Below are 26106 nucleotides of genomic sequence, written 5' to 3'. Positions count from 1 at the left end.
CATTCATCACTATTAGCGACATCTCTCTCGTCTTCTCACATCTCTAGAGAGAAGGCCGGCATCTTGCACAGGAAGCTCCGGGGGTTGATCGATGACAGCGGTGGCACCACCGCGGGCACTCGACGGACACCCGCCTCGCGACGATCGCCATCCTCGAACCGAACTCATCCGTGACGCCAGAAGCTGAAAGTTTCAGAAAAACGCCAGGAAAGGGCGGACGTGTCGGAGTTAATCGGCATCGATGAGTGTGAAAACCTTACCGTGAAGCAGGTCCAGAACCTCTACGGGAAGTACGTCAGCCGCAGCCAGGTCAACCTCATGACCTCCTTCGGTTTCGGTCGCGAACTCGCCGAACGAGCCGAGGGCGCCTGGATCTGGACCCGTGACGGCCGCCGGATCCTCGACGTCACCGGAGGGGTCGGCGTACTCAACCACGGCCACAACCACCCGCGCATCCTGGCCGCCCGCCGCCGGTTCGCCGAGCGGGGGCGCATGGAGGTCCACAAGGCGTTCTTCTCGCCCTACGTGGCCGCCCTGAGCCACAACGTGGCCACGCTGCTGCCGGGCGACCTGAACATCTCCTACTTTCCGAACTCGGGCGCCGAGGCGAACGAGGGCGCCATCAAGATGGCGTACAAGTATCACGGCGGGCGGCGTAACACCATCCTGCGGTCCGACATCAGCTTCCACGGCAAGACCCTCGGCGCGGGGAGTCTGACCGGATCCTCGGAGAACTCGTTCCGGTTCCCCGGGCTTCCCGGCATCGTCATCCACCCCTACGGCGACCTCGCGTCCGTACGGGCGGCGGTCGACGCCGCGCGCACCCCCGACGGGAAATGCGACGTCTACGCGATCATGGTCGAGCCCTTCAGCGCTTCGAGCATGCGTTCCTGGTCGGAGGCCGACCTGCACGGACTGCGACGGCTCTGCGACGAGCACGACATCATCCTCATCTTCGACGAGGTGTACACCGGATGGGGTAAGACCGGCAGCCTCTTCTACTTCATGCGATATCCGGGCCTGCTGCCGGACATCCTCGCCTACTCGAAATCGCTCGGCGGCGGGAAGGCGTCGATCGCCGGGTACACCGCCCGAGAGCCCATCTTCCGCAAGGCCTACGACCGGCTCTCCGACGTCATCCTGCACAGCACCACCTACTACGGGTTCGGCGAGGAGACCGCCACCGCGATCGAGGCGATCAACGTGATCGTCGAGGAGGACTATCCCGCGCGGGCCAGGCAGATCGAGCGCGTCCTGGGCCCCGGACTGGAGAACATCCAGAAGCGCTATCCGGAGGTGGTCGGCCAGGTGACCGGTACCGGGGCGCTGTGGGGGGTGTTCCTGACCGGCGGCCCCAAGGTGCTCGACCTCGCCGGCAAGCTGGCACCGGGCTTCTCCGGCGATCCGAATTTCCGCACCAAGCTGATCACCCTCTCGGTGATCGCGGAACTCTACCGCGAGCACGACATCGTGTCGTACTACAGCCCGAACGTCGAGAACCCGCTCGTCGTCGCGCCGACCCTCGCCATCGAGCCCGACGACCTCGAGTACTTCCTGGAGAGCCTCGACAAGACCCTGGCCAAGGGCCTGCCTCGACTGCTCGCCAGGTTCGTGCGAGAGAAGGTGGGGTCACGGTGGCCTATCGGGTCGTAGTGACCGGCAGCGCCGGAATGCTCGGCGGCAACCTGGTCCGGCGGCTCGTACTCGCGGGCCACGAGGTGATCGGCGTGGACCTGCGCCCGCCCTCGGAACCGGACCCCGGATACGGCCACCGGGTCGGCGACGTACGGGACGTCTCGCTGATGACCGAGGCGATGGCCGGAGCGGACGCGGTCGTGCACTGCGCCGGCGCGCTGCCGAGCTATCCGGCGGAGCAGATCCACAGCCTGATCGTCGGCGGCACCCACAGCGTGCTGGAGGCCGCGCGCCGGGCCGGGGTGGAAAGAACGGTCCACATCTCCTCCACCGCCGTGTACGGGCTCCCGAAACTGGTGCCCACCCCCGAGGAGCATCCGCGCGAGCCCGTCGACCCCTACACCAGGGCCAAGACCGAGGCGGAGGAACTCGCCGACAAGTACCGGGCCGGCGGAATGTGCGTGCCGATCCTGCGCCCCAAGACCTTCCTCGGTCCCGGCCGGATGGGCCTCTTCGCGATGCTCTTCGAATGGGCCGAGGAGGGCCGGAACTTCCCGGTCCTCGGCCGCGGGGACGTACGCATCCAGATGCTCGCCATAGAGGACCTGGTGGATGCCGTGGCCGACGTCCTGACGGTGCCGGCCGACATCGCGAACGACACCTACAATCTCGCGGCAGCGGAGTTCGGCACGCTGCGAGAGGACTTCCAGGCGGTACTCGACACGGCCGGTCACGGAAAACGCGTCGTGTCGCTGCCCGTCCGGCCGGCCCTGACCGGGCTCCGGCTACTGGAAAGGACCCGGCTGTCGCCGGTGTACGGACGGCTGGTGCACAAACTGCTCGCCGACTCCTACGTCAGCATCGACAAGGCCGGGGAGCGGCTCGGCTTCCGCCCCCGGCTGTCCAACCGGGACGCGATTCTCCGCACATACGCCTGGTGGCGGGAGAATCGCGGCGCCGGCTCGCCTCGGGGCGCCGGCCAGACCAGCCGCGACGCGTGGCGGCAGGGCGCGCTGTCCCTGGCGAAAGTGTTCTTCTGAAGTGACGGGGAAAGCATGTACGTCGTCGAATCGGCAGACATCCCAGAGCTCCCACAGCCCCGGGAGGTGGCACCGGAAGAGGCAGCGAAGACCCGTCCACACCTGGTCACGGACCTCTTCAGGCTGATACGGCCGTCGCACGCGGCCAAGGCGATCCTCCTCGTGCCGATCGCGCTCGTCGACACCTCCCTGTGGAGCCTCACCGCGTTGGGTGAGATCGTCCTGGCCACGGTCGCGTTCATCCTCGCCTCCGCCGCCGTCTACGTCGGCAACGACATCGCCGACCGGCACCGTGACGCGCACCACCCCGTCAAGCGTCACCGTCCGGTCGCGGCCGGCCGCGTGGGGATCAGGCTCGCGTACGTCTACTGCGCCATCCTGCTCGGGCTGCTCGGCGCCATCGTCGGGCTCACCCCGGGCCCTTACTGGCCGATCCTCGCCTACCTCGTGATCAACATCGCGTACAGCGGCTTTCTCAAACACGTACCGCTGGTCGACGTGGGCACGATAGCCGTCTGTTTCGTCCTCCGGGTCATCCAGGGATACGAGGTGACCGGAGGGCGGGCCGCCGCCTGGTTACTGGTCACGGTGTTCTCGATCTCCCTGCTGCTCCTCATCGGCAAGCGGCGTCAGGAACTGAAGAGCGGCGCCGCGCACCGCCCGGCACTCCGCGGCTACTCGATGGAGCTGACCAACTGGCTGTTGCAGATCGCCTCGGTGCTCGCCCTGCTGTCCGGCCTCATCTACCTGCGCGACGAAGGCCCGTTCGGCCCGCAGTACGGCCAGACGGCGATGCTGCTGTCCACCCCCTTCGCGCTCTTCGCCCTCTTCCGCTACCTGCAGATCCAGCTGATAGACGACGACGGTGGCGACCCGGTCCGGATCCTGCTTCGGGACCGGGTCATGGTCGCCAACTCGGTGCTGTGGGCCGCCACCCTGGGTGTGACGCTCCTGCTCGCCCACCATCTCGTCCCGTTGTGAGAACGACGTTGTGAAAGCGGCGTCGTGAAAGCGGCGCGGTGAAAGCGACACGGAAGGAAAGAATGGAAGTCCGCATACTGGGTCCGGTCGAGGTGACCGTCGACGGCCGGCGTGTTCCCCTGGGACCACCGCAACGACGTGCGGTGCTGGCCGCCCTCGCGGTCGACGTCAATCATCCCGTGTCACTTCCGACGCTGATCGACCGGGTCTGGAATCTTCCGCCGGACCGGGCGACGGATTCGCTGTACGCCCACATCGCACGCCTGCGGCAGGCGCTGACGGGATCCGCGATCTCCATCGAGCGCCGCGGCGGCGGTTACGTGCTGGAGGCCGCCCCGGAGCGGGTGGACGCCCACCGGTTCCACCGGCTCGCGAAGCAGGCGCAGACCCATGCGCACGACGACTCCGTCCGGGTCGCACTGCTCGCCGAGGCGATGGAGCTGTGGCGCGGCTCGCCGCTGACCGGCATCTCGGGAGACTGGGCCTCCCGGATGCGCTACAGCATCGAGCAGCAGTTCGTCGGCGCCGTCGTCACCTGGGCGCAGGCGCACCTGCGGCTGGGACGGCCTGACACGGTCGTGACCGAGCTCACCCCCCTCGTTCCCCGCTACCCGCTCGTGGAACCGCTCGCGAGCATGCTGATGCGCGCACTGTGCGCCCTGGGACGCACCGCGGAGGCGGTGGCCCAGTACGCGCTCCTGCGCGGGTATCTGGCCGACCACCTGGGCATCGAGCCGGGGCCTGAGCTGCGCGCGTTGCACCAGGAGATCCTGCGAGGCGATCACGATCAGCCGGTCTGGGCGGCCGGGGAGGTGGTCCTGGCCGGTGCCGACCACGGCGGTTTCGGCTGGGCGCCCCTCGGGAAACCACCGCGCGCCGAATCGCTGAGCTGGACCCGTCCCACGGCCCATCTGCCCGACCGGGTGCTGTCCCGGAGGCCCTGACCGTTCTTCCCCGGTCCTTCTGAGCATCCCCGTTTCCGGGCGATTCCTCCCGGGTCAACCGCTCGTCGAGACGACCAGGCGCTGCCCGCTGTGGTCGGAAAGACCGTTCGACCGCATCAGCTCGTACCGGTGCACGGTGACGTCCGGTGTGGTGAACGCCCAGTCGATCCGCCACAGCGGCCGGCGGTCGTCCCAGGAGGTGGGGTAGAGCGATCCGAGCACCGGGGTGGCGTCGACGAGCCGGTCCGGCAGCAGGCGCAGGATGCCCATCGCCGGTGAGGCGTTGAAGTCCCCGGCCAGCAGGATCGGGTGCGGATTCCGCTCGACGTCGGCCGCGAGCGCGCGGAGGTTGGCCTGCCGCCGCTCGTGCTGGGTCCGGTTGAGGCGGCGGGGATCCGGGCCCCGGGGGAACGCGTGGACGGGAGAGTTGATGTGCGTGTTGTAGAGCGAGACGGTCTTTCCGCCGTCCCCGCCGACTCGTACATCCGTGCGCAGTGTCTTCACCGTGGAGAAATCCGGCAGACCCGGGTCGGGAGGTATGGCCTTGTCGCGTTCCTCCGACAGCCACGGGCGCAGGTCGATCCCCGACCGCAGGACGATCGGGAACCGGGAGACCGTGACCAGCTCGCTCGCCGCGGCGATGTGATAGCCGGGGAACTCCCGGCGCAGCCTGTCCAGGTCGTCCACCCGGATCGCCTTCGAGTCCTGGCCGAAGTAGACGTACTCCTGTAGGAGATACACGTCCGCCTTCTGGTCGTGCAGATACCGGTAGAAGTCGGCGATGTCACGTGGCGGAGTGCCGGTGGGCGGCGGCATCGCCGCCCCGTTCTCCGGCCGCTGGTCCCAATAGAACGTGTTCCAGGAGAACACCGTGATCGCGTCCGGCGGCGCGGGTGGAGGCCGGTGCCACAGGGCCGCGAGGTTGAGCCCGCTCCCGCCTCCGCCGAGCACCAGGGAGGCGAGCGTCACCGCCGCGATCCACCCCCGTGCCCGGCGCGCCGGCAGGGCCACCGCGAGCAGCAGGACCGGGACGACCGCGAAGGCGAGCGGCGGCACGAGCTCGGGAACCTGCCACCACCACACCCGGCCGGACAGCACGCGATGGAGCACCACGAACACCAGCCAGGCGACCGGCGCGGACAGCAGCGGCCAGGTCCTCCAGCGCGACCGCCACGCGGGCCGGGACCCGGCGGTCGCTGTCACGACCCGCGTATCGGTCATCGACGGTGACCGGGTCCGGAACGTGCGCGTGGCGCGGTCGTCGCGGTCGTCATGGGTGCCGCGGACATCGCGGGCGTCGCGAGCACCACGGGCGCCGCGAGCGTCGCGGACACCATGAACGGCGAGGACGTCGCGGATGTCATGAACGTCATGGGCGGGAACGGGCGAGCCGTCATGTCGTCGCCTCCCCGGTCGCCGATGGCCGCACGAGCAGCTCGGAATCGTAGAGCCGGCGGAACCTGGCGGAGCAGAACCACTGCGCGACTCCGGCCACCACCCCGGCGGCGATGGTCACGTTCACCACGAAATGCACCGTACCGTAGTAGAGCAGGAACAGCGGGCCGCGCCTCCGCAGCACGAACCGGTACATGCCGAGGTCCGCCAGGATCGACACGGCGAGGGCGAGGACCGGCAACACGGCACCGGCCGGACCGAGCGCCACCGCCGGCAGTGTGACCACCGCCGCCAGGGCGGCGAGACTTCCACCGGCCCGGTTCGAGGTCTCGAACCCGCGAGCGAAGCGCTTGCGCCGCGCGTACAGCGGCACCCGGGCGCGCCCCCGCCGGAACAGCTTGCGCAGCAACGTGAACAGCCGGTCGTCGTGGTCGTGCCGGGACCGCATCGCCGTGGTGAGCACCATGTCGTACCGCTGGGTGAGACGGTGGCCGTAATCGACCTCCTCGGTCTCGCGCAACCGGGTGTTGAACGGCCCGACCTCGTCGAACACACTGCGGCGCATCGCGACCAGCGCCGGGAAGAGAAACGAGATGGGCCCCTCGGAGCTCGCCGTCCAGTAGTAGTACTGCAGCGCCCGATACTCCTCGACGAGGCTGTCGCGGATCAGCGGCTCCGGGTCGTGGATGCTGCACACCGCCCCGAGCCGCGGATTCTCCGCGAGCATGCCCACCGCCACCTCGACGGCATCGGGGTAGGCGGCCACGTCGGAGTCGACGAACACCAGGATCTCGCCACGGGTGTGGGCGGCGCCGAGGTTACGCGCGCCGGCCACCCCCATGTTGCGCCCGGTGTGGACGACCCGGACACCGAGCCGTTCCGCGACCGCGACGGAGTCGTCGGTGCTGCCGTCGTCCACCATGATCAGCTCGATGGGCCGGTAGGTCTGCTCCCTCATGGCGCGCAGGCAGAGCTCCAGTGAGGCCGCGTAGTTGTAGTTGGGCACCACCACCGATACCAGCGGGCGGGTCATCGCTCACGCCCCCATCGCCGGCGCGGACGGGTTCGGCATGTCGTAGGTGCGCCGGAACCGGCTGGACAGCAGGCACTGCGCGACGCCGACGAACACCGCCACCGCGACGGTGACGTTCACCAGGAAGTGGATCGCGGTGAAGTAAACGGTGAACGCCGCACCGGCGTAGCGCCAGACGAAACGGTACATCCCCAGGTCGGACGCGATGGAGCCGATCAGCAGCACGATCGGCACGAGCGCCCAGAGCGGGCCGAACAGCACCGGCAGCACCACGGTGACCACCGCGAACAGGGCGGCGAGCGAACCCCAGCCGCGGCTGCTGTTGGTCGGGCCGCCGTTGAAGTCCGGCCGGCGCAGGTACAGCGGGATGTGCAGACGTGCGCGGTGGAAGAACTTCGACAGCACCACGCTCAGCCGGTCGTCGTGGTCGTGCGCGCCCCTGATCGTGGTGTCCAGCACGATGCGGTAGCGCTGGGTGATCCGGTGGCCGTAGTCGGCGTTCTCACTGTGGCGCAACGCCGGGTTGAGCGGACCCACCTCGTGGAAGACCCTCGCCCACATCGCGAAGATCGCCGAATAGATCGTGGTGATGTCGCCCGCGTCACCGGAGATCCAGTAGTGCAGTTGAAGGCTGCGGTACCGCTCCACGCGGCTGTCGGGGATCAACGGCTCGGGCTCGTACGTGCCGCACACCACCCCCAGTGTGGGATCGGACGTGAGCAGCGCCACCGCGTTCCCGACCGTGTCCGGGGTGAGCGCCACATCCGAGTCGAGGAAGAACAGCACCTCCCCGCGTGCGTGCAGGACGCCGAGGTTGCGCGCCGCCGGCGCCCCGATGTTGGTGTCGGTGACCACCACCCGCACCCCGTGCCGGCGGGCCGTCTCCACCGAGTCGTCGGTGCTGCGGTCGTCGACGACGATCACTTCGATGTGCGGGTAGTCCTGCCGCTCCAGCGCGCTCAGGCACAGGTCCAGTGTGCGGGCGTAGTTGTAGTTCGGCACGATGACCGAGACCAGCGGTCGCTGCTCATCCATGGTCGATGCCCCCTTCGGGTCGGCGGGCGTCCGTCGGCCGGGAGGGGACCCGCCCGGCGGACGCTCGCGCGCATTCGTGTCTTCCGATGCTTGACATGGCTACTTGTCTCCCGCCGGTGCCGCTGCCGCTTCGGCCTCCGCCGCCGACTCTGTCGCCGGCTCTGTCACCCGCTCCGGTTCCGGTTCCGCTGCCGAGGCCGAAGCGGCCGAAGCGGCCGGAGCGGCCGGAGCGCGCCTGATGGCGACCTCGGCCACCGCCAGCGCCGCCGCTCCCAAGGCCACCTCGCCGACCGTGGAGACCAGCCGGCTCGCCACCGCCACCACCGCGGCGGCCGGCGCGGGCAGCACCACCGTCAGGGCGGCGGTCAGCACCGCCTCGCGGACACCGATCCCGTCGGGCAGCACGACCGTCAGCATTCCGACCGTCGTGGCCAGGGTGAACGCGCCCACGCACAGTCCCAGGGACCGCACGGGGTCGGCCCCCATCGCGACCGCGAGCAGCCACAGGTGCAGGCCGGTGACCGTCCACGACACCGCCTGCGAGACGACGGCCAGCCGTATCCCACGTGCCGACGCCGACCTGGTCGGGTCCGGCCGGCGCAGCAACCGCAGCAGCAGGTGCGCGCCGTGGTTGACCAGTTGCGGTCGTACCAGCACGACCACGACCAGCACCGTCGCCGCCACCACCAGCCATACCACCTGGGTGCCGAGCATGTGCACGCCCGCGAGCAGCCCGATCGTGAGCCCGGTCAGCAGGACGAGGCTCATGCTCAGCGCCGCCGTGCTCATCAACCGCCCGAAACCGACGCCGTTGGCCGTGGCCACCTTGGTCGCGGCGATCAGGCCCGGCACCTTCCCCGGCACGTACTTGCTGAGGAATGTCACGAAGAAGACGCGCGCCACCCGTGGTTCGCTCACCGGCGGGCCAAGCTCGAACAGCACCGCCCGCCACGCCAGATAGCCGAATCCCAGTCCGACCATGCTGATCAGCAACGCACCGGCGAGCAGGAGGCCGATCCGCCCGCCGTCGCTCCCGGCGAGCATGACCGAGACCACGCTCCAGTCCTGCCCGGCCAGTGCCGTCGCCACCGCACCCACCAGGACCAGGGCGAACACCGCCGTCAGGGCGCGCACGAGTGCGCGAGGCGGACGCCACGACGGGCGCCACGACCGGATCACGCTCACTCGGGCGCACCGGCCGAGGAGACCGTGGTCAGGCCGGTCTTGGCCGGGTGCCCCTGGCGGCGGAGCAACTCGAAGACGAGCCGTGGCAGCCCCGCGCCGGCTCCGAGGAAGAACGCCGTGTGATAGCAGAACTGCATCGAGGCCATGAGCAGCGCGAAGCCCGCGCCGCGGTAGCGGTAGGAGTATCGAAGGAAGTCACGGTTCACCGTCACGAACGCCGCCAGCAGCAGCGCGAGCACCAGGAGCAGCCATGGCGCGAGGAAGACGAACGGCAGCGTGAACAGGCTCAGCGCCGCCGAGACGGAGGAGATCCGGGGCGGCAGGCGGCGGGTGCGCGGTTCCGGCCCGATCATGTCCAGCCGGAATCCGATCGTGTCGTCGTCGTACAGCCGCCGCGCCCTCAACATGATCACCGGCAGGGTGCTGGCTCTGACGAACCGCTCCCACATGCACTCCCAGAACCGGTCGACATCGTCCGCCCTGGTGACCACGGTCGCGGTCACCACCAGCCGGTACTTGGACGGCACCCGGTTGCCGAACTCGAAGTCCTCACCGTCGCGCAACCGCTCGTCCAGCCCGCCCGCCTCGCGGAAGACCGTGCGCGGGATCAGCGAGTTGGACAGGAACGTGGACACCGCCCGCTGGCGGTCGAAGTGCTCGGAGAAGACGCGGTAGCGCTCCACCGGGCCGTCGTCGAAGAGCGGCTCCTTGTCGTAGATCCCCTGGACCATGCCGCAGTCGGGCGTGTCCCGATAGGCGCGCACCGCGTTCTGTACGGCGTCCGGAGCCAGCGCCGTGTCGGAGTCCACGAAGAAGAGCAGGGGCGAGCCGCTGGCGTCCACCCCGGCGTTGCGCGCCGCCGAAGGCCCCCGGTTGCTCGGCAGTTCGATGATCGTGCACGGGAACTCCCGCGCGATCTCCAACGAGCCGTCCGTGCTGCGATCGTCGACCACGATCACCTCGGCCGGGGGGTGGGTCTGCGCGTAAACCGCCTCCAGGCAGGCTCGGAGGGTCTTCTTCTTGTTGTAGTTCGGCACGATGACCGCGACGTCCTCGGGCCGCGCCGTCGCCGGTTCCGTCATCTGAACTCCTTCTGCGGCTCAGTGGCCAACCGATAGAACCGTTTGTTGAGGGCGGTGGTCGGACAGTCCGGCCGATCCGGGCATCTCGTAGCGGTGCACGAGGAGGTCCGGCGTGGTGAGCACCCAGTCGATCCGCCAGAGTTCGCCGACTCCCGCGAGGTAGGTGACCGGGTAGAGGGACGGCAGTGCCCGGGTGTGATCGACCAGCTTCTCCGGTAGCAGCCGGAGCATCCCCATCGCCGGGGTGGTGTTCAGATCGCCGCCGAGCATCACCGGATGGTCGTTGGCCTCGATGTCCGCGCGAAGCGCCCGATAGCTCGCCTCCCGCCGGCTGTGGGCGTACTGGTTTGAGTCACGGGCCTCGCCGTCGTACAGCCGCCACTCGAGCGGAGGCTGGTTGATCTGCGTGTTGTAGAAGGAGACGACCGTGCCGTTCACCTGGATGTCGGTGCGCAGCGTCTCGACCGTGTAGGAGGTCGGCCAGTCCCGCATCACCTCCGGCACCGCCTTCTGGTCGTCGGGCAGCCACCGGGTGATGTCGAGCCCGCGCTCCCCGACGATGGGGAGCCGGGAGAGCGTGATCAGCTCCCCGGACGTCGCGACCTGGTATCCGGGGAACTCGCGCCGCAGCTCCGGCAGTTTGTCGATGCGGAGTGCCATGTCGGCGGTCCACTTCGACGTCATCATGTCCCCCGCCGAGGTGTCGACGTACAGATACTCCGAGAGCAGGTAGACGTCCGCGTCCATCTCGCGCAGGTAGTCGTAGAAGTCGGGTGAATAGCGGTTTCCGTCGGAGGTGCGCCAATCCTGGTCCCAGAACTCGGTGTTCCAGGTGACCACGGTGATCGCCCCGGGCGGTGCGGGCGGTGGGGTGTACCAGAGGGTCGCCACGTTGATCCCGCTCCGTCCCGCGCCGAGCACCAGGGTGAACACCAGCACCGAGATGACCCGCCAGCGGACCGGGCGCGCCAGCGGCGCCACCACCAGCACCAGAACCGGCACCGCCACGAACATGAACGGCGGCATCAGGTCGAGCGGGGCCCACAGCGAGGTGCGGCCGCTCACCAGCAGATGCACGACCACGAACAGCAGCCATCCCGTGGTGGCGGTCACCACCAGCCGGGTGCCCAAGCACCACCGTCGCCGCGGCCGGATGAACCGACCGAGGCGAGCCCACCGGCCGACCGGCTTCTCCGGGGGGACCTCCGTGGGCTGATCCTCGGTCAAGATGTCCCGGTCGCCCATCAGCACACCACCTCGGCACGTAGGTCAGGCCGGCGACAGCCATTGAAGATCCGCGATCACTTCCAGCGGTACCTCAACGTACTGACCGGTTCTTGTCGCTTCCTTGTCGTCCGCGCCCGCAGAATCAACCTCGCCGCGGACCACGCGGGCCACGGCACAGGCCCCGCGGAAAGGGAACCGTACGACGCGGCGAACCGGACGACAAGAATGAGACAAGCCGTCGCGGCTAGCGTGGAACGGAAGCAAGCCGAAAGCAAGGCGGTCCGGGGCCTGGCGACGAGCCACGGCCGGTCGACCGAGAACCCACCGGGGCAGCCCGCCCTGATCATCGGCCAACACCCCGCGGTTCGGAAAGAGCGGCCTTCAGCCAATGGAGCGACCCATGAATCGAGAACGCCCGCTAGTCTCGGTCATCATCCCCAGCTTCAACCGATCCCACGTGCTACGCCTGTGCCTACGTGCGATAAAGGAGCAGACCTACTCGCCCATCGAGGTCATCGTGGTGGACGACTGCGGCACCGAGGACGCGGCGGAGGTGGCCAGGTCGATGGGCGTCACCGTGCTGCGCACCGAGGTCAACAGCGGGGCGTCGACCGCGCGCAACCTTGGCGCGGAGCACGCCCACGGCGAGATCCTGCTCTTCCAGGACGGCGACATAGCACTCGACCCGGACAGCGTCGAGAACGCGGTGGACATCCTCGGATCCGAGCCCGGGCTGGGTGCCCTGGGCGGCATCCTCCACCCCGAGCCGCTCGCGGCCAGCAGCCTCGCCGCGCAGTATCGCGCGCTGCAGATGTATCACTGGTGGATGCCGACCGACCGCCCGACCCTTGAGCTGCACGCCGCCGTGCTCGCCGTGCCGACCGAGGTGTTCAAGGAGATCGGCCCCTTCAACCCCCATCTGAGCGACACGGTGTCCGCGGACTACCGCTCCCGGCTGATGCGGAAGAACTACGGGGTGCGCATCACCGACGCCGTCCGCGGCCGGGCCGACCACGACTCCACGCTGCGGGTGATCCTGAAGAAGGTGTTCCGGCGCGCACGGGTGAGCGCCCGGGAATGGACCCGGGGCGAGACGCCCGGTGACTCCGTACCGCGCGCGTTCGGCGGTGTCCTGCTGGTCGCCGCCGTACCGGCGATCTCGCTGCCACTGCTGGTCGGTCCCGTCGGCGCCCTCGTGTCGCCGCTCCTCGTCGCCGCCGCCGTGGTCCTCGACGGCAGCACCTACCGGCGGGTGTTCGCCCGCCGAGGTCTCCTCTTCGGCCTCTACTTCGGCGCCGTCCATCTTCTGGTCACTTTCGTGGGAGCGGCGGGAGCGGGGGTCGGTGTGCTTCAGCGTCTCGTGGGGGGACGGCCGAGTGTTCCCTGGGTCCCCCAGACCGGTGAGCTGAAGCATCAGTGACGCGCCCCCGTAGCGGCCCCCTCGGATGCGGGGCCGCCGGGTTTCTCCAGTAGCGCGGCCATCGGAAGCAACCAGGCCATCCGGGGAGTGCCCATCTCCCGGTCGAGCTCCTCGGGGCTGGGCATCCGGCCGTTGAGCGCGTGCGGTGGGACAAGATGGTGGATCGCGTGCGCGAGCAGGTGGGCCATCGAGTAACCGGGGTTGGCCTCGTGCGCCCGGGTGAGGGCGATGCCCGCCAGCGCGGAGTCTCCCCGCTGCCAGGCGACCAGGCCGAGCAACGAGGCCGCCGGAGGCACGAACCGCGGCTCGAGCCTCCGGGTGAGGTCGTGCCAGAGCCTGAGGTGCGCCTCGTGACTCTCCTCACCGACCAGCGCCCATGCCTCGTCACGGATCCTGATCACCGCCAGGTCGATCCCCAGCCTGGCCGCCTGCTCCTCGCCGAGCCGCCCTCCCGAGGCGTAGGTGACGATCGCCTCGCGAACCCTGGCCATGCCGTCCGCGACGAACTCCGCCGCGAACCCGTCGGCGTCGCGGCATCTGGCGAGCCTGTCGCGAAGCTCTGCCGTGAGACGGTCCGTCGCCTCGCTCATCGCCTGCCGCGCGGGCCCGGTGACCGGGTCGAGCGAGCGCTCCAGGGTCTGCCTGTCCGGCAGGGCGACCAGCCCGTGCAGGACCGCCTCGGCCGCGACCGCGTCGGCCCGCCGCTCGTACGGCACGCCGTCGGCCGGGCAGCAGTCGGTCCGCGAGCACTCGTACGACCAGTAGCGACCGCCTTCCACCCGGAGCGCGTCGACGACGACGAGATCGCTCCGGCGGAACAGCGCCACGGCCTCGTCGACGGCCGGGGTCACCAGCGGGCCGGGACCGTAGCCCACCAGGATGACCTGGGCGACACCCTCCTTTCCGAAGAGCGGGACGATCTGGCCGAGACCGCCGGAGCCCAGGGGCAGATCCCAGCGGACGGTGAGGTGCAGCCTGATCCTGGGCGGACTGCCCGTGAGTCCGATGACGACCAGGCTGTCGGTGGGGTGGAACCCCAGCAGGTAGGGAACGGCCCCCAGCACGTCTTCGGTGGAACCGAGCAGGAGCCGGGGCGCCGAGGCGAGCGGGGAGGGCGGGGACTGGGGAAAGGAGGACAAGGAGGGCTCGGACGAGAGCGCAGACGAGGGAGAGAGCGCTTCGAACGAAGCCGAGGAGTCGTTCGACGAGGTCGGGAACCGGGGGAAGGAGGACTCGGGCGAGGCCGGGTGGTCTGATGTCATGCCGGGAAGCCTCGCCGGAACCGTGCCGCCGTTCGCGCCCCGAACGGAGTTCTGTGGACAGAGCCCGCGGCCGTCCACAGCCGGACGGCCACCGACCCACGCACCCGCGACCACCTACAACGCCGCACCAAAGAAGGCAAGGACAAGAAAGAGATCATCCGCTGCCTGAAGCGCTACATCGCCCGAGAGATCTACGCGCTCCTATCTCCCCGGCCGGCACAGGAAGATCTGACTTCTGCCGCTTGACGAACCATGGGAGCATCCTCAGGCACCTGAAGGGGACGCGCCGAAGGCCCGGTGCCCCCTTCCTGGGGCAGCCCTCTCAGACACCCCTGTCGACGCGTGGGCCCCCGGCCGTCCTTCCCTCAGGGAGGACGGCCGGTGCCAGACGGGTGCGGACCATGATGGCCGCACCGGCCACCGCGGCGGGCATCGCGACCACCGCGACGAACGGGACGAGGAAGAGCAGGAAGAGCAGGACCCCGAAGCCGAGCGCGTGGGCCTTGTTCCCCCTGAGCAGGCCGAATCTGCTCTTGCGCACCAGTCCTCTGCGCTCGAGGGCCAGGGTGGTCAGCTCGACCGTGAGGAAGAACCCGGAGACCAGGGCGCCCAGAACCGGCACCACCGTCTGCCCGATCACCGGCACGAACCCGAGGAAGAAGAGCGGGATCGTGAACAGCAACAGCCATCCGAGGGTGATCACGCTGTCCCTGATGGATCGGGGGATCGACTTCCACAGCGGAAGGTCGTGGCCGGTCGGCACCTCCCCGTAGGTCTCCTCCACCTTCTCGGAGAGCTTCTCGTAGAAGGGGTCGCCCAGGATCAGGGTGATCGCCGTGAAGGTCACCACCGACAGGATCAACCCGGCGACGAAGATCGCCAGACCGACCAGCCCTCGCAGTGCGGTCCGCGCCGCCTCGCCCCATCCGTCGGCGAACGGCGTGCCCCACGCGGCGAGGTCCAGCGCGTTCGTGCCGAGAAAGTAGAGGCCGGTCGCGTAGAGGGCGAACGCGATCAGCGCCGGGATCAACCCGAACAGCCACCAGCGCGGGTTTCGCGCGACCCAGCGCAGTCCCTGGAAGAAGAACCCGATGCCGTCCAGAAAGGAGCGGAAATGACCCATGGCGGAAGATTATCGGGATCGGCTGCCCTTGGGAGGACAGCCGGCAATACCGCGAACGGCAGAGATCCCGGGAAAAGAAGCCGCGGCGTCAGGGACGCTGCCAGAGGCCGGGAACGGAGACCCCGAGGGTACCCAGGAGGCGGCGGAGCAGGGGCAGGGAGATGCCCAGGACGTTGCCGTGGTCGCCGTCGATGCCGTCGACGAACCAGCCGCCGCGGCCGTCCAGGGTGAAGGCGCCCGCGACGTGGAGAGGCTCGCCGGTGGCGACATAGGCGGCGATCTCGTCGTCTCCGGCGGTGCCGAAGCGCACCACCGTCGCGCCCACCTCCGCCGCCTCGCGCCCGTCCGCGACGTTGATGACGCAGTGGCCGGTGAGCAGTCGTCCCTCACGGCCGCGCATGTCGCGCCAGCGGGCCACGGCCTCCTCGGGCGAGGACGGCTTGCCGTAGGCACGGCCGTCGAGTTCGAGGATCGAGTCGCAGCCGATGACCAGCCCGCTGCTCAGACCGCCGGCGACCACGGCCGCCTTCGCGCGGGCCAGCGTGAGGCAGAGCTCGCTCGGGCTGTCGGCGGTGATGGCGTCCTCGTCCACGCCGCTGACGATCACTTTGGGATCGAGTCCGGCGCTGCGGAGCAGGGCGAGGCGGGCGGGAGAGGCGGAGGCGAGGACGATCTGGGTCACGGCGACCGAGCCTAGCGCGGCTCTCCCCGTCCTCTCGCCACGGACCCGGGTGGCGCTATTTCACTCGAAGGGAGGAGACCGCGGTGTTGATGGCGCGCCAGTACTTGCGCTGGGTGTCGGGAATCGTGGCGAAAAGCATCGCGGGCTTGGCACCGGAGATCTCGGTCACGGCGACGGCGGCCATGGAGAAGCGCGCCTTGCCCTTCAGCTTGTACTTCACCCGGTAGGCGAGCAGCCAGCCGTTCTTGATCGGTTGCGAGGCGGTCCAGGTGATCTTGCCGCCCTTGGGGTGGTGGTTGAGCGTCCACCGGGCGGCCAGCAGCGCGGTGTCCTTGGACTCCCGTTGCACCAGGATCGGCACCGGGCAGCTCACGACCATCGCCCGGTGACCGGCCCCCTTCGCCTTCGGCAGCACCTGCTTGGTGGCGAACGGCGACGCGCCGAAGACCTTCCAGGGCTTGCCCAGGCGGACCAGCGACACGCCCGATCTTTCGTCCTGGACGCGGCGCTTGCCCTTGGCCGCCTTGCCCGAGAGGCGGGCGAGCCGCTTGTCGCGCGGAAGGTCGGGCACTCGGGGGTCGGTGAGGGCCGCGATGACGGCGCTGCGGTCGGGCGCCGGCTCGAAGCCGTCGGACACCGAGGCGGGGGCGGCCGTCTCGGAAGGACTCGGGCCTCCCGAGGGGGACGCCGACGCGGATGGGGTGGCGGAGGTGGTGTCCGAGGGGGAAGCCGACGCGGCGGAGGCCTGCGTGGACGCCTGCTCCGACACCGAGGTGGACGGCTCCGCCGAGACTGAACCGGGCGAGGGTGGCGCGGCAGATGGCGCGGCGATCTGCCCCGTCTTTCCCTCGCCCGGTTGATCTGAGGAGCCCGAGGAGACGAAGCCGACCACCGTCGCGACCGCGGCCACGATCACCGCGACGCCCACGGCCAGGATTCGGTAGATCACGCGCATCGGCAGGTCGCCGATGCGGGACCGTTTCACCGGGGAATCCGGTAGCTTCGGGGGACTCTCAGCCACGATTTTCGGCATCTCCGACGTGGCCGCCTCGGCGGTCACGTATGTCGGCGCGGGACCCGTCTCCCGGGTCCCCTGAGTCCCACCCAACCCATCGAGCACGATCGGGAGCGTACGACAAATCCGGTTTTCCCGTGCGGGATCCCCATCACACTTCGGGAACGAGTACCTTTCTCGTCCCCGTGTGAAACGCTCCGCGACGAATTCGGAATGTTCGTGGAGTGCGAGGCCGCGCTCACCTCCGAGGTCTCCTCCCGCGAGGTGGGAGCCGCACACCGACCTGCCGATCGTGCGCGCCGGCCCCAGGCCCCTCACCGGCCGCGGGCGACCCGCCGTCCGGGAATCGAACTCCCCGAAGGAGTCACCGGCCGCCCTCGCGCAGCCAAGGGGCGTCCGCGACGACCGTACGGGAGCCGGGCTCGATCTCGGTGAATCCGGCGTCTCTCACCACCGGCAGGCCCGAGGCGACCAGCCCGGCCCACGCGGCGGGATCGGCGGTGCGCACGGAGACCGCCAGCCCTTTTTCCCGCCAGGCCCTCCTGGCGTCGTCCGTGCTCGCCTGCCAGGCGAGCTGGGCGGCGTGTCCCGCCTGGGCCATGGCCTTGCCCGCCGACATCGTCAGCCCCGGGTTGAGCCAGAGCACCACGTCTCCCGGTGGTCCGGGCTCGGAGGAGTCGGTGAGTTCGGTACCGGAGACCTGGAGCCTGGAGAGGTCCTTGGGCCAGCCGTCCAGTGGGACCGGCGGGTGGACGCGGACCTCGGCGGTGCCCGAGGTGACGGTGACACCGGGCAGGTCGAGCACCCTGCGCCACTCCGCCCCGCGCGCCCGCCGGACGACCTTCCTGAACCGGCTGCCGTCCCAGACGCGTACCGCCTCGGCCCACTCGCCGCCGTCGAGGGCGCGCGGGTCGTCGAGCAGCGCCAGCACGGCCAGTGCCGCCGCCTCCAGGGCGTCGGTCCGCTCGGGCGGCGCGGAGCGTTCGATGCGCACCACGAGCGGGAGGACCCTCCTGTCCCGATCAGCGTCTCCGCCGTCCCCGCCGTTCCTGCCGGCCATCCCGCCCGTCGCCTTTGTCACGTCGTCCCCGGCGTCGGTCATGCGATCTTCCCCGGCCACCGCGCGTCCGATCCGGTTCCGTCTCCCGCGGTTCGCCCGCCTCGTTCTCTCACGCCTTCAAGGATGCCTGCTTCCCCGCGGTGGACTCCCCGCCGAGGGACGACTTCCTGGTGATGGCGATCGACATGACGGCGGCGGCGAGGCAGAGGAGGCCCGCGGCGTACCAGGCGAGGTCGTAGGCGCCGAAGTGGTCACGGGTGACCCCCGCGGCGACCGCCGCGATCGCGGCACCGACCTGGTGGGAGGCGAAGACCCAGCCGAACACCACGGACCCCTCCGGACCGTAGATCTGGCGGCACAGGGCGACCGTGGGCGGGACCGTGGCCACCCAGTCGAGGCCGTAGAAGATGATGAAGACGAGCATGCTCGGCTCGGCGGTGGCTCCGAACAGGCTGGGCAGGGCCATCAGCGACAGGCCGCGCAGCCCGTAGTAGGCGCCGAGGAGGATGCGCGAGTCGACCCTGTCGCTCAGCCAGCCGGACGCGACGGTCCCGACCACGTCGAAGATCCCGACCAGGGCGAGCAGTCCCGCTGCCACCGGTTCGGCCATGCCGTGGTCGTGGGCGGCGGGGATGAAGTGGGTGCCCACCAGGCCGTTGGTGCTCATTCCGCAGATCGCGAAGCCTCCGGCGAGCAGCCAGAAGGGCCGCGTACGCGCCGCGCTCCACAGCACGCCGAGTGCGTGTGAGGCGGCGCCTCCCACCCGTGCCGGCCGAACGGCGGGGGGTGCGGCGGGATCGGCGCCCAGGGCGGTGGTGCCCACCTCCTCCGGCCGGTCGCGCAGCAGGAACCAGACCAGGGGGACCACGGCGAGGGCGGCGACGGCGACCGTGACGGCCGCCGACCGCCACCCCCTGTCCGCCGCCAGATGGGCGAGGACGGGCAGGAAGACGAGTTGCCCGGTGGCCCCGCCCGCTGTCAGCACGCCGGTGACGAGGCCGCGGTGGCGAACGAACCAGCGTTCGGTGAGGGTGGCGGCGAAGACCAGGGCCATCGAGCCGGTGCCGAGCCCGACCAGGATGCCCCAGCAGAGGATGAGTTGCCAGGGGGCGTTCATCAGGATGGTGAACCCGCTGCCCGCGGCGACCAGCAGCAGGGCGTACGTCACCACCCTGCGCATGCCGAAGCGGTCCATGAGTGCGGCGGCGAAGGGTGCGGTCAGCCCGTAGAGCATGAGGTTGACCGAGACGGCCAGCGAGATCGTGCCCCGGGACCAGCCGAACTCCTCCTGCAGCGGTGTGATCAGCACCCCGGGCGTAGCCCGGAACCCCGCCGCGCCGAGGATGGCCACGAACGCGACTCCCGCCACGATCCAGGCGCGGTGGAGTCCGCGGTTGGGCGCCCGAAGTGTCGTTGTCATGGGCTTCATAATCGTGGGGCGGCACCTCGCCCAACGAGTGGCCCGAGTGCCAATAATCGCAAGAATCAGGCCAGAGAGCCTTCCCGTTCACGGATACACCGGTGACGCGAACCCACAAGATCTCCATCTCACATTTTGGGTGAATTCGCTCAAAGGTTACGTTTTTCCTATTCTCCTGACCTGAGGGTTTCGCACCCGGCATGGTCGCGGAGCGGGCACGATGCCCGTCCGGGTCTCGCCCGGTCGCGAGAGGTGACGATGCTCGACCGGCACGGGGGCCTTGCCGGGGACCGGGCGATCGAAGGGGTGGTGCCGTGTTCCACGCACGAAGGCCGGGAGGGTTTCTCGCGCTGCTCGCGGCCGGCTCACTTCTGCTGGGCGCCTGCGCTGACGACGGCACGGCGGACGATCCCACGGCCTCGGAGTCGGGGCCACCGAGAGAGACCATCACCTACGCCTACGAGCAGGAGTTCCACTCCTACAACAACAACACCACCGGGGAGAACGCCACGCGCAACGCCGCCCCGCTGCAGCGGGTGCTGACGGGCTTCTGGTTCTACGGCGAGAAGGGCGCGATCACCCCCGACAAGGACTTCGGGACGTACGAGAAGATCTCCGACGACCCGCTGAGCGTCAAGTACACCATCAACGACAAGGCGGTCTGGTCGGACGGCACCCCGATCGACTGCGACGACGTCATGCTGTGGTGGGCCTTCCGGTCCGGCAAGGTCAAGGGCTTCGCCTCCGCCGACACCACCGGCCTTCGGGACACTCGGATCCCCGACTGCGAGAAGGGCGGCAGGGAGTTCACCCTGGTCTACGACAAGCCGTTCGCGGACTGGGTGGCCGGAGGACCCGGCGCGACCGAGATGATGCCCGCCCACGTGGTCGCCAAGCAGGACGGCCTGTCGGAGGAGGAGTTCATCGCGGCGGTCAGAGGGGCCGACTCGCAGAAGCTGGAGAAGGGCATCAGGTTCTTCAACGACGGCTGGGTCTCCGAGGGCAGGCTGCCCGACGCCGAGCTGATCCCGTCCTCGGGGCCGTACAAGCTCTCCAGACTGGACGCCGGGCAGCGGCTCACCCTCGTCGCCAACGACAGGTGGTGGGGCACCCCCGCCGCGACCCCGACGATCGTCGAGCGCTTCATCACCCTCGACGAGCAGGCCCAGGCGCTGCAGAACCGCGAGGTCCAGATCGTCGAGCCCCAGCCGGGGCCCGATGTGCTCAGGCAACTACAGTCGCTGCGGGGCGTGAAGGTCGGCGTCTTCGAGAAGTACACCTACGAGCATCTGGACTTCAACTTCGACTCCAGCCCGTTCAGGGACAGGAGGCTGCGTGAGGCGTTCGCCAGGTGCGTGCCCAGGCAGCTCATCGTCAACACCCTGATCGGCCCCGTCGCGCCCGCCGCCAAGCCCCTCGAGGTCCGCACCGTGGCCCCCTTCCAGGCCAACAGCGCGGCGGTGGTCGCGGCCAGCGGCAGCGCGGGCCTGTACGAGCGACAGGACATCGCGGGCGCCAGGGCGCTGCTACGCAAGGCCGGCAAGACGGGCCTTGAGGTGAGCATCGGTTACCAGACTCCGAACCCGCGCCGTACCGCGGCGGTCCAGCTCATCATCGAGGCCTGCGACAAGGCCGGTTTCAAGGTCGTCGACAAGGGTTCCGAGGACTTCCTCGACAACGTGCTGCCGAACAACGGCTACGACGTGGCCCTGTTCGCCTGGTCGGGCTCCACCCTGGTCAGCGGCTGGGCCTCCAACTTCACCTCACCGGGAAAGTGCGACGCCCAGAACAAGGGGAGCAACAACGGCTGCTACTCCAGCGAGCAGGTGGACCGCCTCATCGCGAAGCTGAACTCGACGGTGGACCTGGAGGCCCAGAACCCGATCATCGGTGAGATCGAGAAGAGGCTCTGGAGCGACCTGGCCACCATCCCGCTCTTCCAGCATCCGGGACTCAGCGCCTGGGACGAGACGCTCCAGAACGTCGTCCCCAACCCCGCGCAGTCGACCATCACCTGGAACATGGACAAATGGCAGTTCTCATAGCGGATGCCACGCGGAGCCGTACCTGACATCAGACGTCAGGTACGGTCGCCAGGATTGGCGCGAGATCCGGAACCCCACATGGGAGCACACATGCCTCGCGCCACAGGAACCTTCACCATCGACAGCTGGGAGCCGCAGACCTACGACGAGGCCGAGGGGGCGACGCTCACCCGCGTGCACCTCACCAAGACCTTCGACGGCGACCTGGTCGGCACCAGCACCGCCGACATCATCACCGCGATCCCCCGGGTCGAGACATCGGCGGCCTACGCGGGCTTCGAACGCTTCACCGGCACCGCGCACGGCCGTGAGGGCACCTTCGTGCTCCACCACACGGCCGGGGAGGCGGGGCTGAGCTGGACGATCCTTCCCGACTCCGGCACCGGCGAGCTGCTGGGCATCCGGGGCGGCGGCCAGATCGTCAACGACGGCGGCGCCCACTCCTTCCACCTCGACTACGAGCTGGGCTGAGAACGCCCTCTCGCGCGCCGGCTTCGCACCCGGCGCGCGACCGGCGTTCACCACCGGTTTGCCGGTTTTGGTGGCATGTCACAGCTCGCGTCGAGCCAATCGAGAAAGCCGCTTCCCCGCCGTTGACGCGCCCGTAGCACGTATGTAACCTTTGGCCAACACCGCGCAAGAATATTGCAAAGCTCTGTTCGTTTTCTTGCTACTCATCGCAACTCTCCAGGGATGCACCGCGTCGTGCACCTGCCCCCCATTACGTGTGCGGTGAAGGTCCCACCTTCACGCCTCGGCCCCGCCGTGCCCGACGAGAGAAGAAGAAGGCGAATGAGAATGCTGTACAGACCGTTACGACGGGTGGCGACCATGGTCGTCACCGGCTTACTCCTCGTCGTGGGGTCGGTCGTCCCGGCCTCCGCCGCGGCCGGACCCAATCTGTCGCCGGGCAAGGCGACCCTGGCGAGCGGCTCCACGGGCGGCTACCCGGTGTCCGCCGTCAACGACGGAAACCCGGACACCTACTGGGAGAGTCCCAACAACAGCTTCCCGCAGTGGGCGCGAATCGACCTCGGCACCGCCACGAGCGTCGACCGGATCGTGCTGAAGGTGCCCCCCGCGGCCGCCTGGCAGACCCGTACCCAGACGCTCTCGATCCAGGGCGGCGCCGACGGCAACACCTTCAGCACGGTCGTGGCCTCGGCGAACCACACGTTCAACCCGGCGACCGGCAACACGGTCACGATCGACTTCGGTGCCGCGACCCACCGGTACTGGCGCGTCGCCATCACCGCGAACACCGGCTGGCCCGCAGCGCAGATCTCCGAATTCGAGATCTACGGCACCGCCGGCGGCGGCGACACCCAGCGCCCGACGGCCCCCGGCAACCTCGCCTTCACCCAGCCGGCCACCGGCCAGATCAGGCTGACCTGGAACGCCTCCACCGACAACGTGGGCGTCACCGGATACGACATCTACGCCGACAACCAACTGCGGGGCAGTGTCGGCAACGTACTGACCTACACCGACAACCAGCCGGCGTCGGCGACCGTGACGTACTTCGTGCGGGCCAAGGACGCGGCGGGCAACCAGTCGGCCAACAGCAACTCCGTGACCCGCGAGGGCACCGGCCCCCCGGGATCCAACCTGGCGATCGGCAAGGAGATGGCCGAGTCCGGCCACGTGCACTCGTTCGTCGCCGCGAACGCGAACGACAACAACCTCGCCACCTACTGGGAGGCCGACTCCGGCGCGTTCCCGAACACGCTCACCGCCAAGCTCGGCGCCAACGCGAACGTCAGCTCGGTGGTGCTGAAGCTCAACCCCGACTCCGCGTGGGGGACCCGCACGCAGAACATCCAGATCCTGGGCCGCGAGCAGAACGCCACGGGCTACACCAGCCTGGTCTCCGCGCAGAACCACACCTTCAACCCGGCCTCCGGCAACTCGGTGACGATCCCCCTCAACGCCACCGTCGCCGACGTCCAGCTGAGGTTCACCGCCAACAGCGGCGCGCCCGGCGGACAGGTCGCCGAGTTCCAGATCTTCGGCGTCCCCGCGCCGAACCCCGACCTCACGGTCACGAACCTCTCGTGGACCCCGGCGTCCCCGAACGAGACCAGCGCGATCACCCTGTCGGCCACGGTCAGGAACGCGGGCACCGCGCCCTCCCCCGCCGACAGCGTGAACCTCAACCTCAACGGCACTCCGGTCGCGACCGTCGCCGTCCCCGCCCTCCCCGTCAACGGCACCGCCACGGTGACCCACAACATCGGCACCCGCGGCGAGGGGAGTTACACGGTCAACGCCAGGGTGGATCCGGACAACTCGGTCTTCGAGCAGAACGAGGACAACAACACCCTCACCGCGTCGTCGCCGCTGGTGGTCTCGCAGGCTCCCGGGCCCGACCTGCAGGTTCTCGGCGTCACCTCCAACCCGCCGAACCCGGCCGTCGGAGCGCCGGTCACGTTCACCGTGGCGGTGAAGAACCGGGGAACCACCGCGACGGGCGCGACCACGGTCACCCGGGTGACGGTGGGAGGCACCACGCTCAACACCAACACCGCGTCGATCGCCGCGGGCGCGACGGTCAACGTGGCCGTGAACGGAAGCTGGACCGCCACCGGCGGCGGCGCCACCGTCACCGCGACCGCCGACGCGACCAACGCCGTCGCCGAGACCAACGAGAACAACAACACGTTCTCGCTGTCGATCGTGGTCGGGCGCGGTGCGGCCGTCCCATGGGTCGAGTACGAGGCCGAATCCGCCGACTACCAGGGCACCCTGCTGGAGACCGACCCGCTGCGCACCTTCGGGCACACCAACTTCGCCACCGAGTCCTCGGGCCGCAAGTCGGTACGGCTGAACAGCACGGGTCAGTTCGTCGAGTTCACCTCCACCAACCCCTCCAACTCGATCGTGGTCCGCAACTCCATCCCCGACGCGCCGGGCGGCGGCGGCATCGAGGCGACCATCAGCCTCTACGTCAACGGCACCTTCTCCAGGAAGCTCACCCTCTCCTCACGCCACAGCTGGCTGTACGGGAACACCGACGGCCCCGAGTCACTGTCGAACACCCCCCAGGCCGACGCCCGGCGGTTGTTCGACGAGTCGCACGCGCTGCTCTCGCAGACCTACCCGGCCGGCACCAAATTCCGGTTGCAGCGTGACGCGACCGACACGGCCGCGTTCTACGTCATCGACCTGATCGACCTGGAGCAGGTGGCGCCTCCGACGAGCCGACCGGCCGAATGCACCTCGATCACCGACTACGGCGCGGTGCCCAACGACGGGCTCGACGACACGGCCGCCATCCAGCGGGCGGTGACCGACGACCAGAACGGCGTCATCGGCTGCGTGTGGATCCCGGCGGGACAGTGGCGGCAGGAGCAGAAGATCCTCACCGACGACCCGCTGAACCGTGGGCAGTGGAACCAGGTGGGCATCAAGAACGTCACGATCCGCGGCGCGGGCATGTGGCACTCCCAGCTGTACACCCTGACCGAGCCGCAGGACGTGGTGGGCGGCATCAACCACCCGCACGAGGGCAACTTCGGCTTCGACATCGACAGCAACACCCAGATCTCCGACATCGCCATCTTCGGATCCGGCCGCATTCGCGGCGGAGACGGCAACGACGAGGGCGGGGTGGGCCTGAACGGCCGGTTCGGCGAGAACACCAAGATCACAAACGTGTGGATCGAGCACGCCAACGTGGGCGCCTGGGTCGGCCGCGACTACGACAACATCCCCGCCCTGTGGGGGCCGGGCGACAACCTGCTGTTCAGCGGCATGCGCATCCGCAACACCTACGCCGACGGCATCAACTTCACCAACGGCACACGGAACTCGCGGGTGTTCAACTCCTCGTTCCGCAACACCGGCGACGACGCCCTCGCGATCTGGGCCAACCAGGCGGTGAAGGACCGGGTCGTCGACAACACGCACGACAACCACTTCGTCAACAACACCATCCAGCTGCCCTGGCGGGCGAACGGCATCGCGGTCTACGGCGGTTACAACAACTCGATCGAGAACAACCTGATCTACGACACCATGAACTACCCGGGCATCATGCTGGCGACCGACCACAGCCCCCTGCCCTTCTCGGGGACCACGTTGATCGCCAACAACGGGCTCTACCGCACGGGTGGCGCCTTCTGGAACGAGGACCAGGAGTTCGGAGCGATCACGTTGTTCCCGCAGGGCGGTGACATCACCGGTGTCACCATCCGCGACACCGAGATCCGCGACTCGACCTACGACGGCATCCAGTTCAAGACGGGCGGTGGCAACATGCCGAACGTCGCGATCACCAATGTGAGGATCGACAGGTCCAACAACGGGGCCGGCATCCTCGCCATGAGCGGCGCTCGCGGTAACGCGACGCTGACGAACGTGACCATAACCAACTCGGCCACCGGCGACATCGTGCGACAGCCGGGGACGACCTTCGTGATCACCGGCAACTAATGGGACCTACCGGGTTGGCCTCGCTGGCAGACTCGGTGCCTGGTAGCCGCTGGTGAGTGAGCACTCTCCTCAACCGGACTTCGAGTCC

At 69.1% G+C, this 26106-nt stretch carries 20 protein-coding genes; 8 read left to right on the top strand and 12 right to left on the bottom strand.

Annotated features, from left to right (window positions below; all coding sequences use genetic code 11):
- Nucleotides 1–261 precede the first annotated feature (261 nt).
- The 4 genes from ACFY3D_RS26260 to ACFY3D_RS26245 all read left to right on the top strand — a co-directional run bounded on the left by ACFY3D_RS26260 (nucleotide 262) and on the right by ACFY3D_RS26245 (nucleotide 4600).
- The gene (locus tag ACFY3D_RS26260; RefSeq protein WP_350945891.1) at nucleotides 262–1653 is read left to right on the top strand and encodes an aspartate aminotransferase family protein; all 1392 of its coding nucleotides are present in this window, start codon (nucleotides 262–264) and stop codon (nucleotides 1651–1653) included.
- Nucleotides 1635–2675: an NAD-dependent epimerase/dehydratase family protein gene (locus ACFY3D_RS26255; protein WP_362905253.1), complete on the top strand. Its 1041-nt coding sequence runs from the start codon at nucleotides 1635–1637 to the stop codon at nucleotides 2673–2675. Before ACFY3D_RS26260 ends, ACFY3D_RS26255 begins: the two co-directional genes overlap by 19 nt.
- Nucleotides 2676–2741: 66 nt before the next feature.
- The gene (locus ACFY3D_RS26250; protein WP_389983740.1) at nucleotides 2742–3656 is read left to right on the top strand and encodes a UbiA prenyltransferase family protein; all 915 of its coding nucleotides are present in this window, start codon (nucleotides 2742–2744) and stop codon (nucleotides 3654–3656) included.
- A gap of 62 nt (nucleotides 3657–3718) precedes the next feature.
- Nucleotides 3719–4600 carry a BTAD domain-containing putative transcriptional regulator gene (locus tag ACFY3D_RS26245; protein ID WP_389983737.1) on the top strand — a complete coding sequence of 294 codons (882 nt, stop codon included), beginning with the start codon at nucleotides 3719–3721 and terminating at the stop codon, nucleotides 4598–4600.
- 54 nt (nucleotides 4601–4654) lie between these two features.
- Here ACFY3D_RS26245 and ACFY3D_RS26240 read toward each other — a convergent pair whose 3' ends face one another.
- From ACFY3D_RS26240 to ACFY3D_RS26215, 6 genes are all read right to left on the bottom strand, one after another.
- Nucleotides 4655–5803 (bottom strand): endonuclease/exonuclease/phosphatase family protein, encoded by a 1149-nt coding sequence (locus ACFY3D_RS26240; RefSeq protein ID WP_350945887.1) that lies wholly within the window; start codon nucleotides 5801–5803, stop codon nucleotides 4655–4657.
- A 190-nt stretch (nucleotides 5804–5993) separates the two neighbouring features.
- Nucleotides 5994–7028, bottom strand: coding sequence for a glycosyltransferase family 2 protein (locus ACFY3D_RS26235; RefSeq protein WP_362905261.1), 1035 nt, complete (start codon nucleotides 7026–7028; stop codon nucleotides 5994–5996).
- 3 nt (nucleotides 7029–7031) lie between these two features.
- A complete protein-coding gene (locus tag ACFY3D_RS26230) occupies nucleotides 7032–8063 on the bottom strand; it encodes a glycosyltransferase (protein WP_362905263.1) in 1032 nt (343 codons plus the stop codon).
- Nucleotides 8064–8162: 99 nt separating this feature from the next.
- Nucleotides 8163–9197, bottom strand: a complete 1035-nt coding sequence (locus tag ACFY3D_RS26225; RefSeq protein ID WP_389983733.1) for a lysylphosphatidylglycerol synthase domain-containing protein — start codon at nucleotides 9195–9197, stop codon at nucleotides 8163–8165.
- Between the two features lie 47 nt (nucleotides 9198–9244).
- A complete protein-coding gene (locus ACFY3D_RS26220) occupies nucleotides 9245–10330 on the bottom strand; it encodes a glycosyltransferase family A protein (protein ID WP_362905267.1) in 1086 nt (361 codons plus the stop codon).
- Between the two features lie 18 nt (nucleotides 10331–10348).
- Complete coding sequence (locus ACFY3D_RS26215) at nucleotides 10349–11461, bottom strand: endonuclease/exonuclease/phosphatase family protein (RefSeq protein ID WP_389983730.1); 1113 nt, start codon at nucleotides 11459–11461, stop codon at nucleotides 10349–10351.
- A gap of 496 nt (nucleotides 11462–11957) precedes the next feature.
- Here ACFY3D_RS26215 and ACFY3D_RS26210 point away from each other — a divergent pair, with 496 nt between their 5' ends.
- Nucleotides 11958–12977, top strand: coding sequence for a glycosyltransferase (locus ACFY3D_RS26210; protein ID WP_350945881.1), 1020 nt, complete (start codon nucleotides 11958–11960; stop codon nucleotides 12975–12977).
- Here ACFY3D_RS26210 and ACFY3D_RS26205 read toward each other — a convergent pair.
- The 6 genes from ACFY3D_RS26205 to ACFY3D_RS26180 form a co-directional block, all read right to left on the bottom strand.
- On the bottom strand, nucleotides 12971–14239 hold the full coding sequence (locus ACFY3D_RS26205; RefSeq protein WP_389983727.1) for a DUF4192 domain-containing protein: 1269 nt from the start codon (nucleotides 14237–14239) through the stop codon (nucleotides 12971–12973). The two genes, ACFY3D_RS26210 and ACFY3D_RS26205, sit on opposite strands and share 7 nt — an antisense overlap.
- 322 nt (nucleotides 14240–14561) lie before the next feature.
- Nucleotides 14562–15362 carry an EI24 domain-containing protein gene (locus tag ACFY3D_RS26200; protein ID WP_389983724.1) on the bottom strand — a complete coding sequence of 267 codons (801 nt, stop codon included), beginning with the start codon at nucleotides 15360–15362 and terminating at the stop codon, nucleotides 14562–14564.
- A gap of 88 nt (nucleotides 15363–15450) precedes the next feature.
- Complete coding sequence (locus ACFY3D_RS26195) at nucleotides 15451–16044, bottom strand: Maf family protein (protein ID WP_389983721.1); 594 nt, start codon at nucleotides 16042–16044, stop codon at nucleotides 15451–15453.
- Between the two features lie 55 nt (nucleotides 16045–16099).
- Nucleotides 16100–17029, bottom strand: a complete 930-nt coding sequence (locus tag ACFY3D_RS26190; protein WP_389983718.1) for a hypothetical protein — start codon at nucleotides 17027–17029, stop codon at nucleotides 16100–16102.
- A 394-nt stretch (nucleotides 17030–17423) separates the two neighbouring features.
- Entirely contained in the window at nucleotides 17424–18161 is a 738-nt protein-coding gene (locus ACFY3D_RS26185) for a peptidyl-tRNA hydrolase (RefSeq protein ID WP_389983715.1), read from the bottom strand.
- 67 nt (nucleotides 18162–18228) lie between these two features.
- Nucleotides 18229–19539, bottom strand: a complete 1311-nt coding sequence (locus tag ACFY3D_RS26180; protein WP_389983712.1) for an MFS transporter — start codon at nucleotides 19537–19539, stop codon at nucleotides 18229–18231.
- 314 nt (nucleotides 19540–19853) lie between these two features.
- On the opposite strand from ACFY3D_RS26180, the gene ACFY3D_RS26175 reads away from it, so the two are divergent.
- The 3 genes from ACFY3D_RS26175 (at nucleotide 19854) to ACFY3D_RS26165 (ending at nucleotide 26018) form a co-directional block, all read left to right on the top strand.
- Complete coding sequence (locus ACFY3D_RS26175; protein ID WP_389983709.1) at nucleotides 19854–21584, top strand: ABC transporter family substrate-binding protein; 1731 nt, start codon at nucleotides 19854–19856, stop codon at nucleotides 21582–21584.
- Nucleotides 21585–21674: 90 nt separating this feature from the next.
- On the top strand, nucleotides 21675–22055 hold the full coding sequence (locus ACFY3D_RS26170; protein ID WP_389983706.1) for a DUF3224 domain-containing protein: 381 nt from the start codon (nucleotides 21675–21677) through the stop codon (nucleotides 22053–22055).
- Between the two features lie 321 nt (nucleotides 22056–22376).
- Nucleotides 22377–26018, top strand: a complete 3642-nt coding sequence (locus ACFY3D_RS26165; protein ID WP_389983703.1) for a CARDB domain-containing protein — start codon at nucleotides 22377–22379, stop codon at nucleotides 26016–26018.
- The last annotated feature ends 88 nt before the right edge of the window (nucleotides 26019–26106 follow it).

It is taken from the genome of Streptosporangium sp. NPDC000509 (genome assembly GCF_042898365.1).
In the GTDB taxonomy this organism is placed as follows: Bacteria; Actinomycetota; Actinomycetes; order Streptosporangiales; family Streptosporangiaceae; genus Streptosporangium.
The sequence above is the reverse complement of the archived record's forward strand: the minus strand, read 5'-3'. Positions and strand labels throughout refer to the sequence as shown.

What these genes read in the sequence shown, in the direction of transcription:
- ACFY3D_RS26210 (WP_350945881.1), top strand. Translation starts at nt 11,958, where the DNA reads ATGAATCGAGAACGCCCGCTAGTCTCGGTCATCATCCCCAGCTTCAAC.
- ACFY3D_RS26200 (WP_389983724.1), bottom strand. Translation starts at nt 15,362, where the DNA reads ATGGGTCATTTCCGCTCCTTTCTGGACGGCATCGGGTTCTTCTTCCAG.
- ACFY3D_RS26180 (WP_389983712.1), bottom strand. Translation starts at nt 19,539, where the DNA reads ATGACAACGACACTTCGGGCGCCCAACCGCGGACTCCACCGCGCCTGG.
- ACFY3D_RS26245 (WP_389983737.1), top strand. Translation starts at nt 3,719, where the DNA reads ATGGAAGTCCGCATACTGGGTCCGGTCGAGGTGACCGTCGACGGCCGG.
- ACFY3D_RS26165 (WP_389983703.1), top strand. Translation starts at nt 22,377, where the DNA reads ATGAGAATGCTGTACAGACCGTTACGACGGGTGGCGACCATGGTCGTC.
- ACFY3D_RS26230 (WP_362905263.1), bottom strand. Translation starts at nt 8,063, where the DNA reads ATGGATGAGCAGCGACCGCTGGTCTCGGTCATCGTGCCGAACTACAAC.
- ACFY3D_RS26235 (WP_362905261.1), bottom strand. Translation starts at nt 7,028, where the DNA reads ATGACCCGCCCGCTGGTATCGGTGGTGGTGCCCAACTACAACTACGCG.
- ACFY3D_RS26220 (WP_362905267.1), bottom strand. Translation starts at nt 10,330, where the DNA reads ATGACGGAACCGGCGACGGCGCGGCCCGAGGACGTCGCGGTCATCGTG.
- ACFY3D_RS26205 (WP_389983727.1), bottom strand. Translation starts at nt 14,239, where the DNA reads ATGACATCAGACCACCCGGCCTCGCCCGAGTCCTCCTTCCCCCGGTTC.
- ACFY3D_RS26185 (WP_389983715.1), bottom strand. Translation starts at nt 18,161, where the DNA reads ATGACCGACGCCGGGGACGACGTGACAAAGGCGACGGGCGGGATGGCC.
- ACFY3D_RS26170 (WP_389983706.1), top strand. Translation starts at nt 21,675, where the DNA reads ATGCCTCGCGCCACAGGAACCTTCACCATCGACAGCTGGGAGCCGCAG.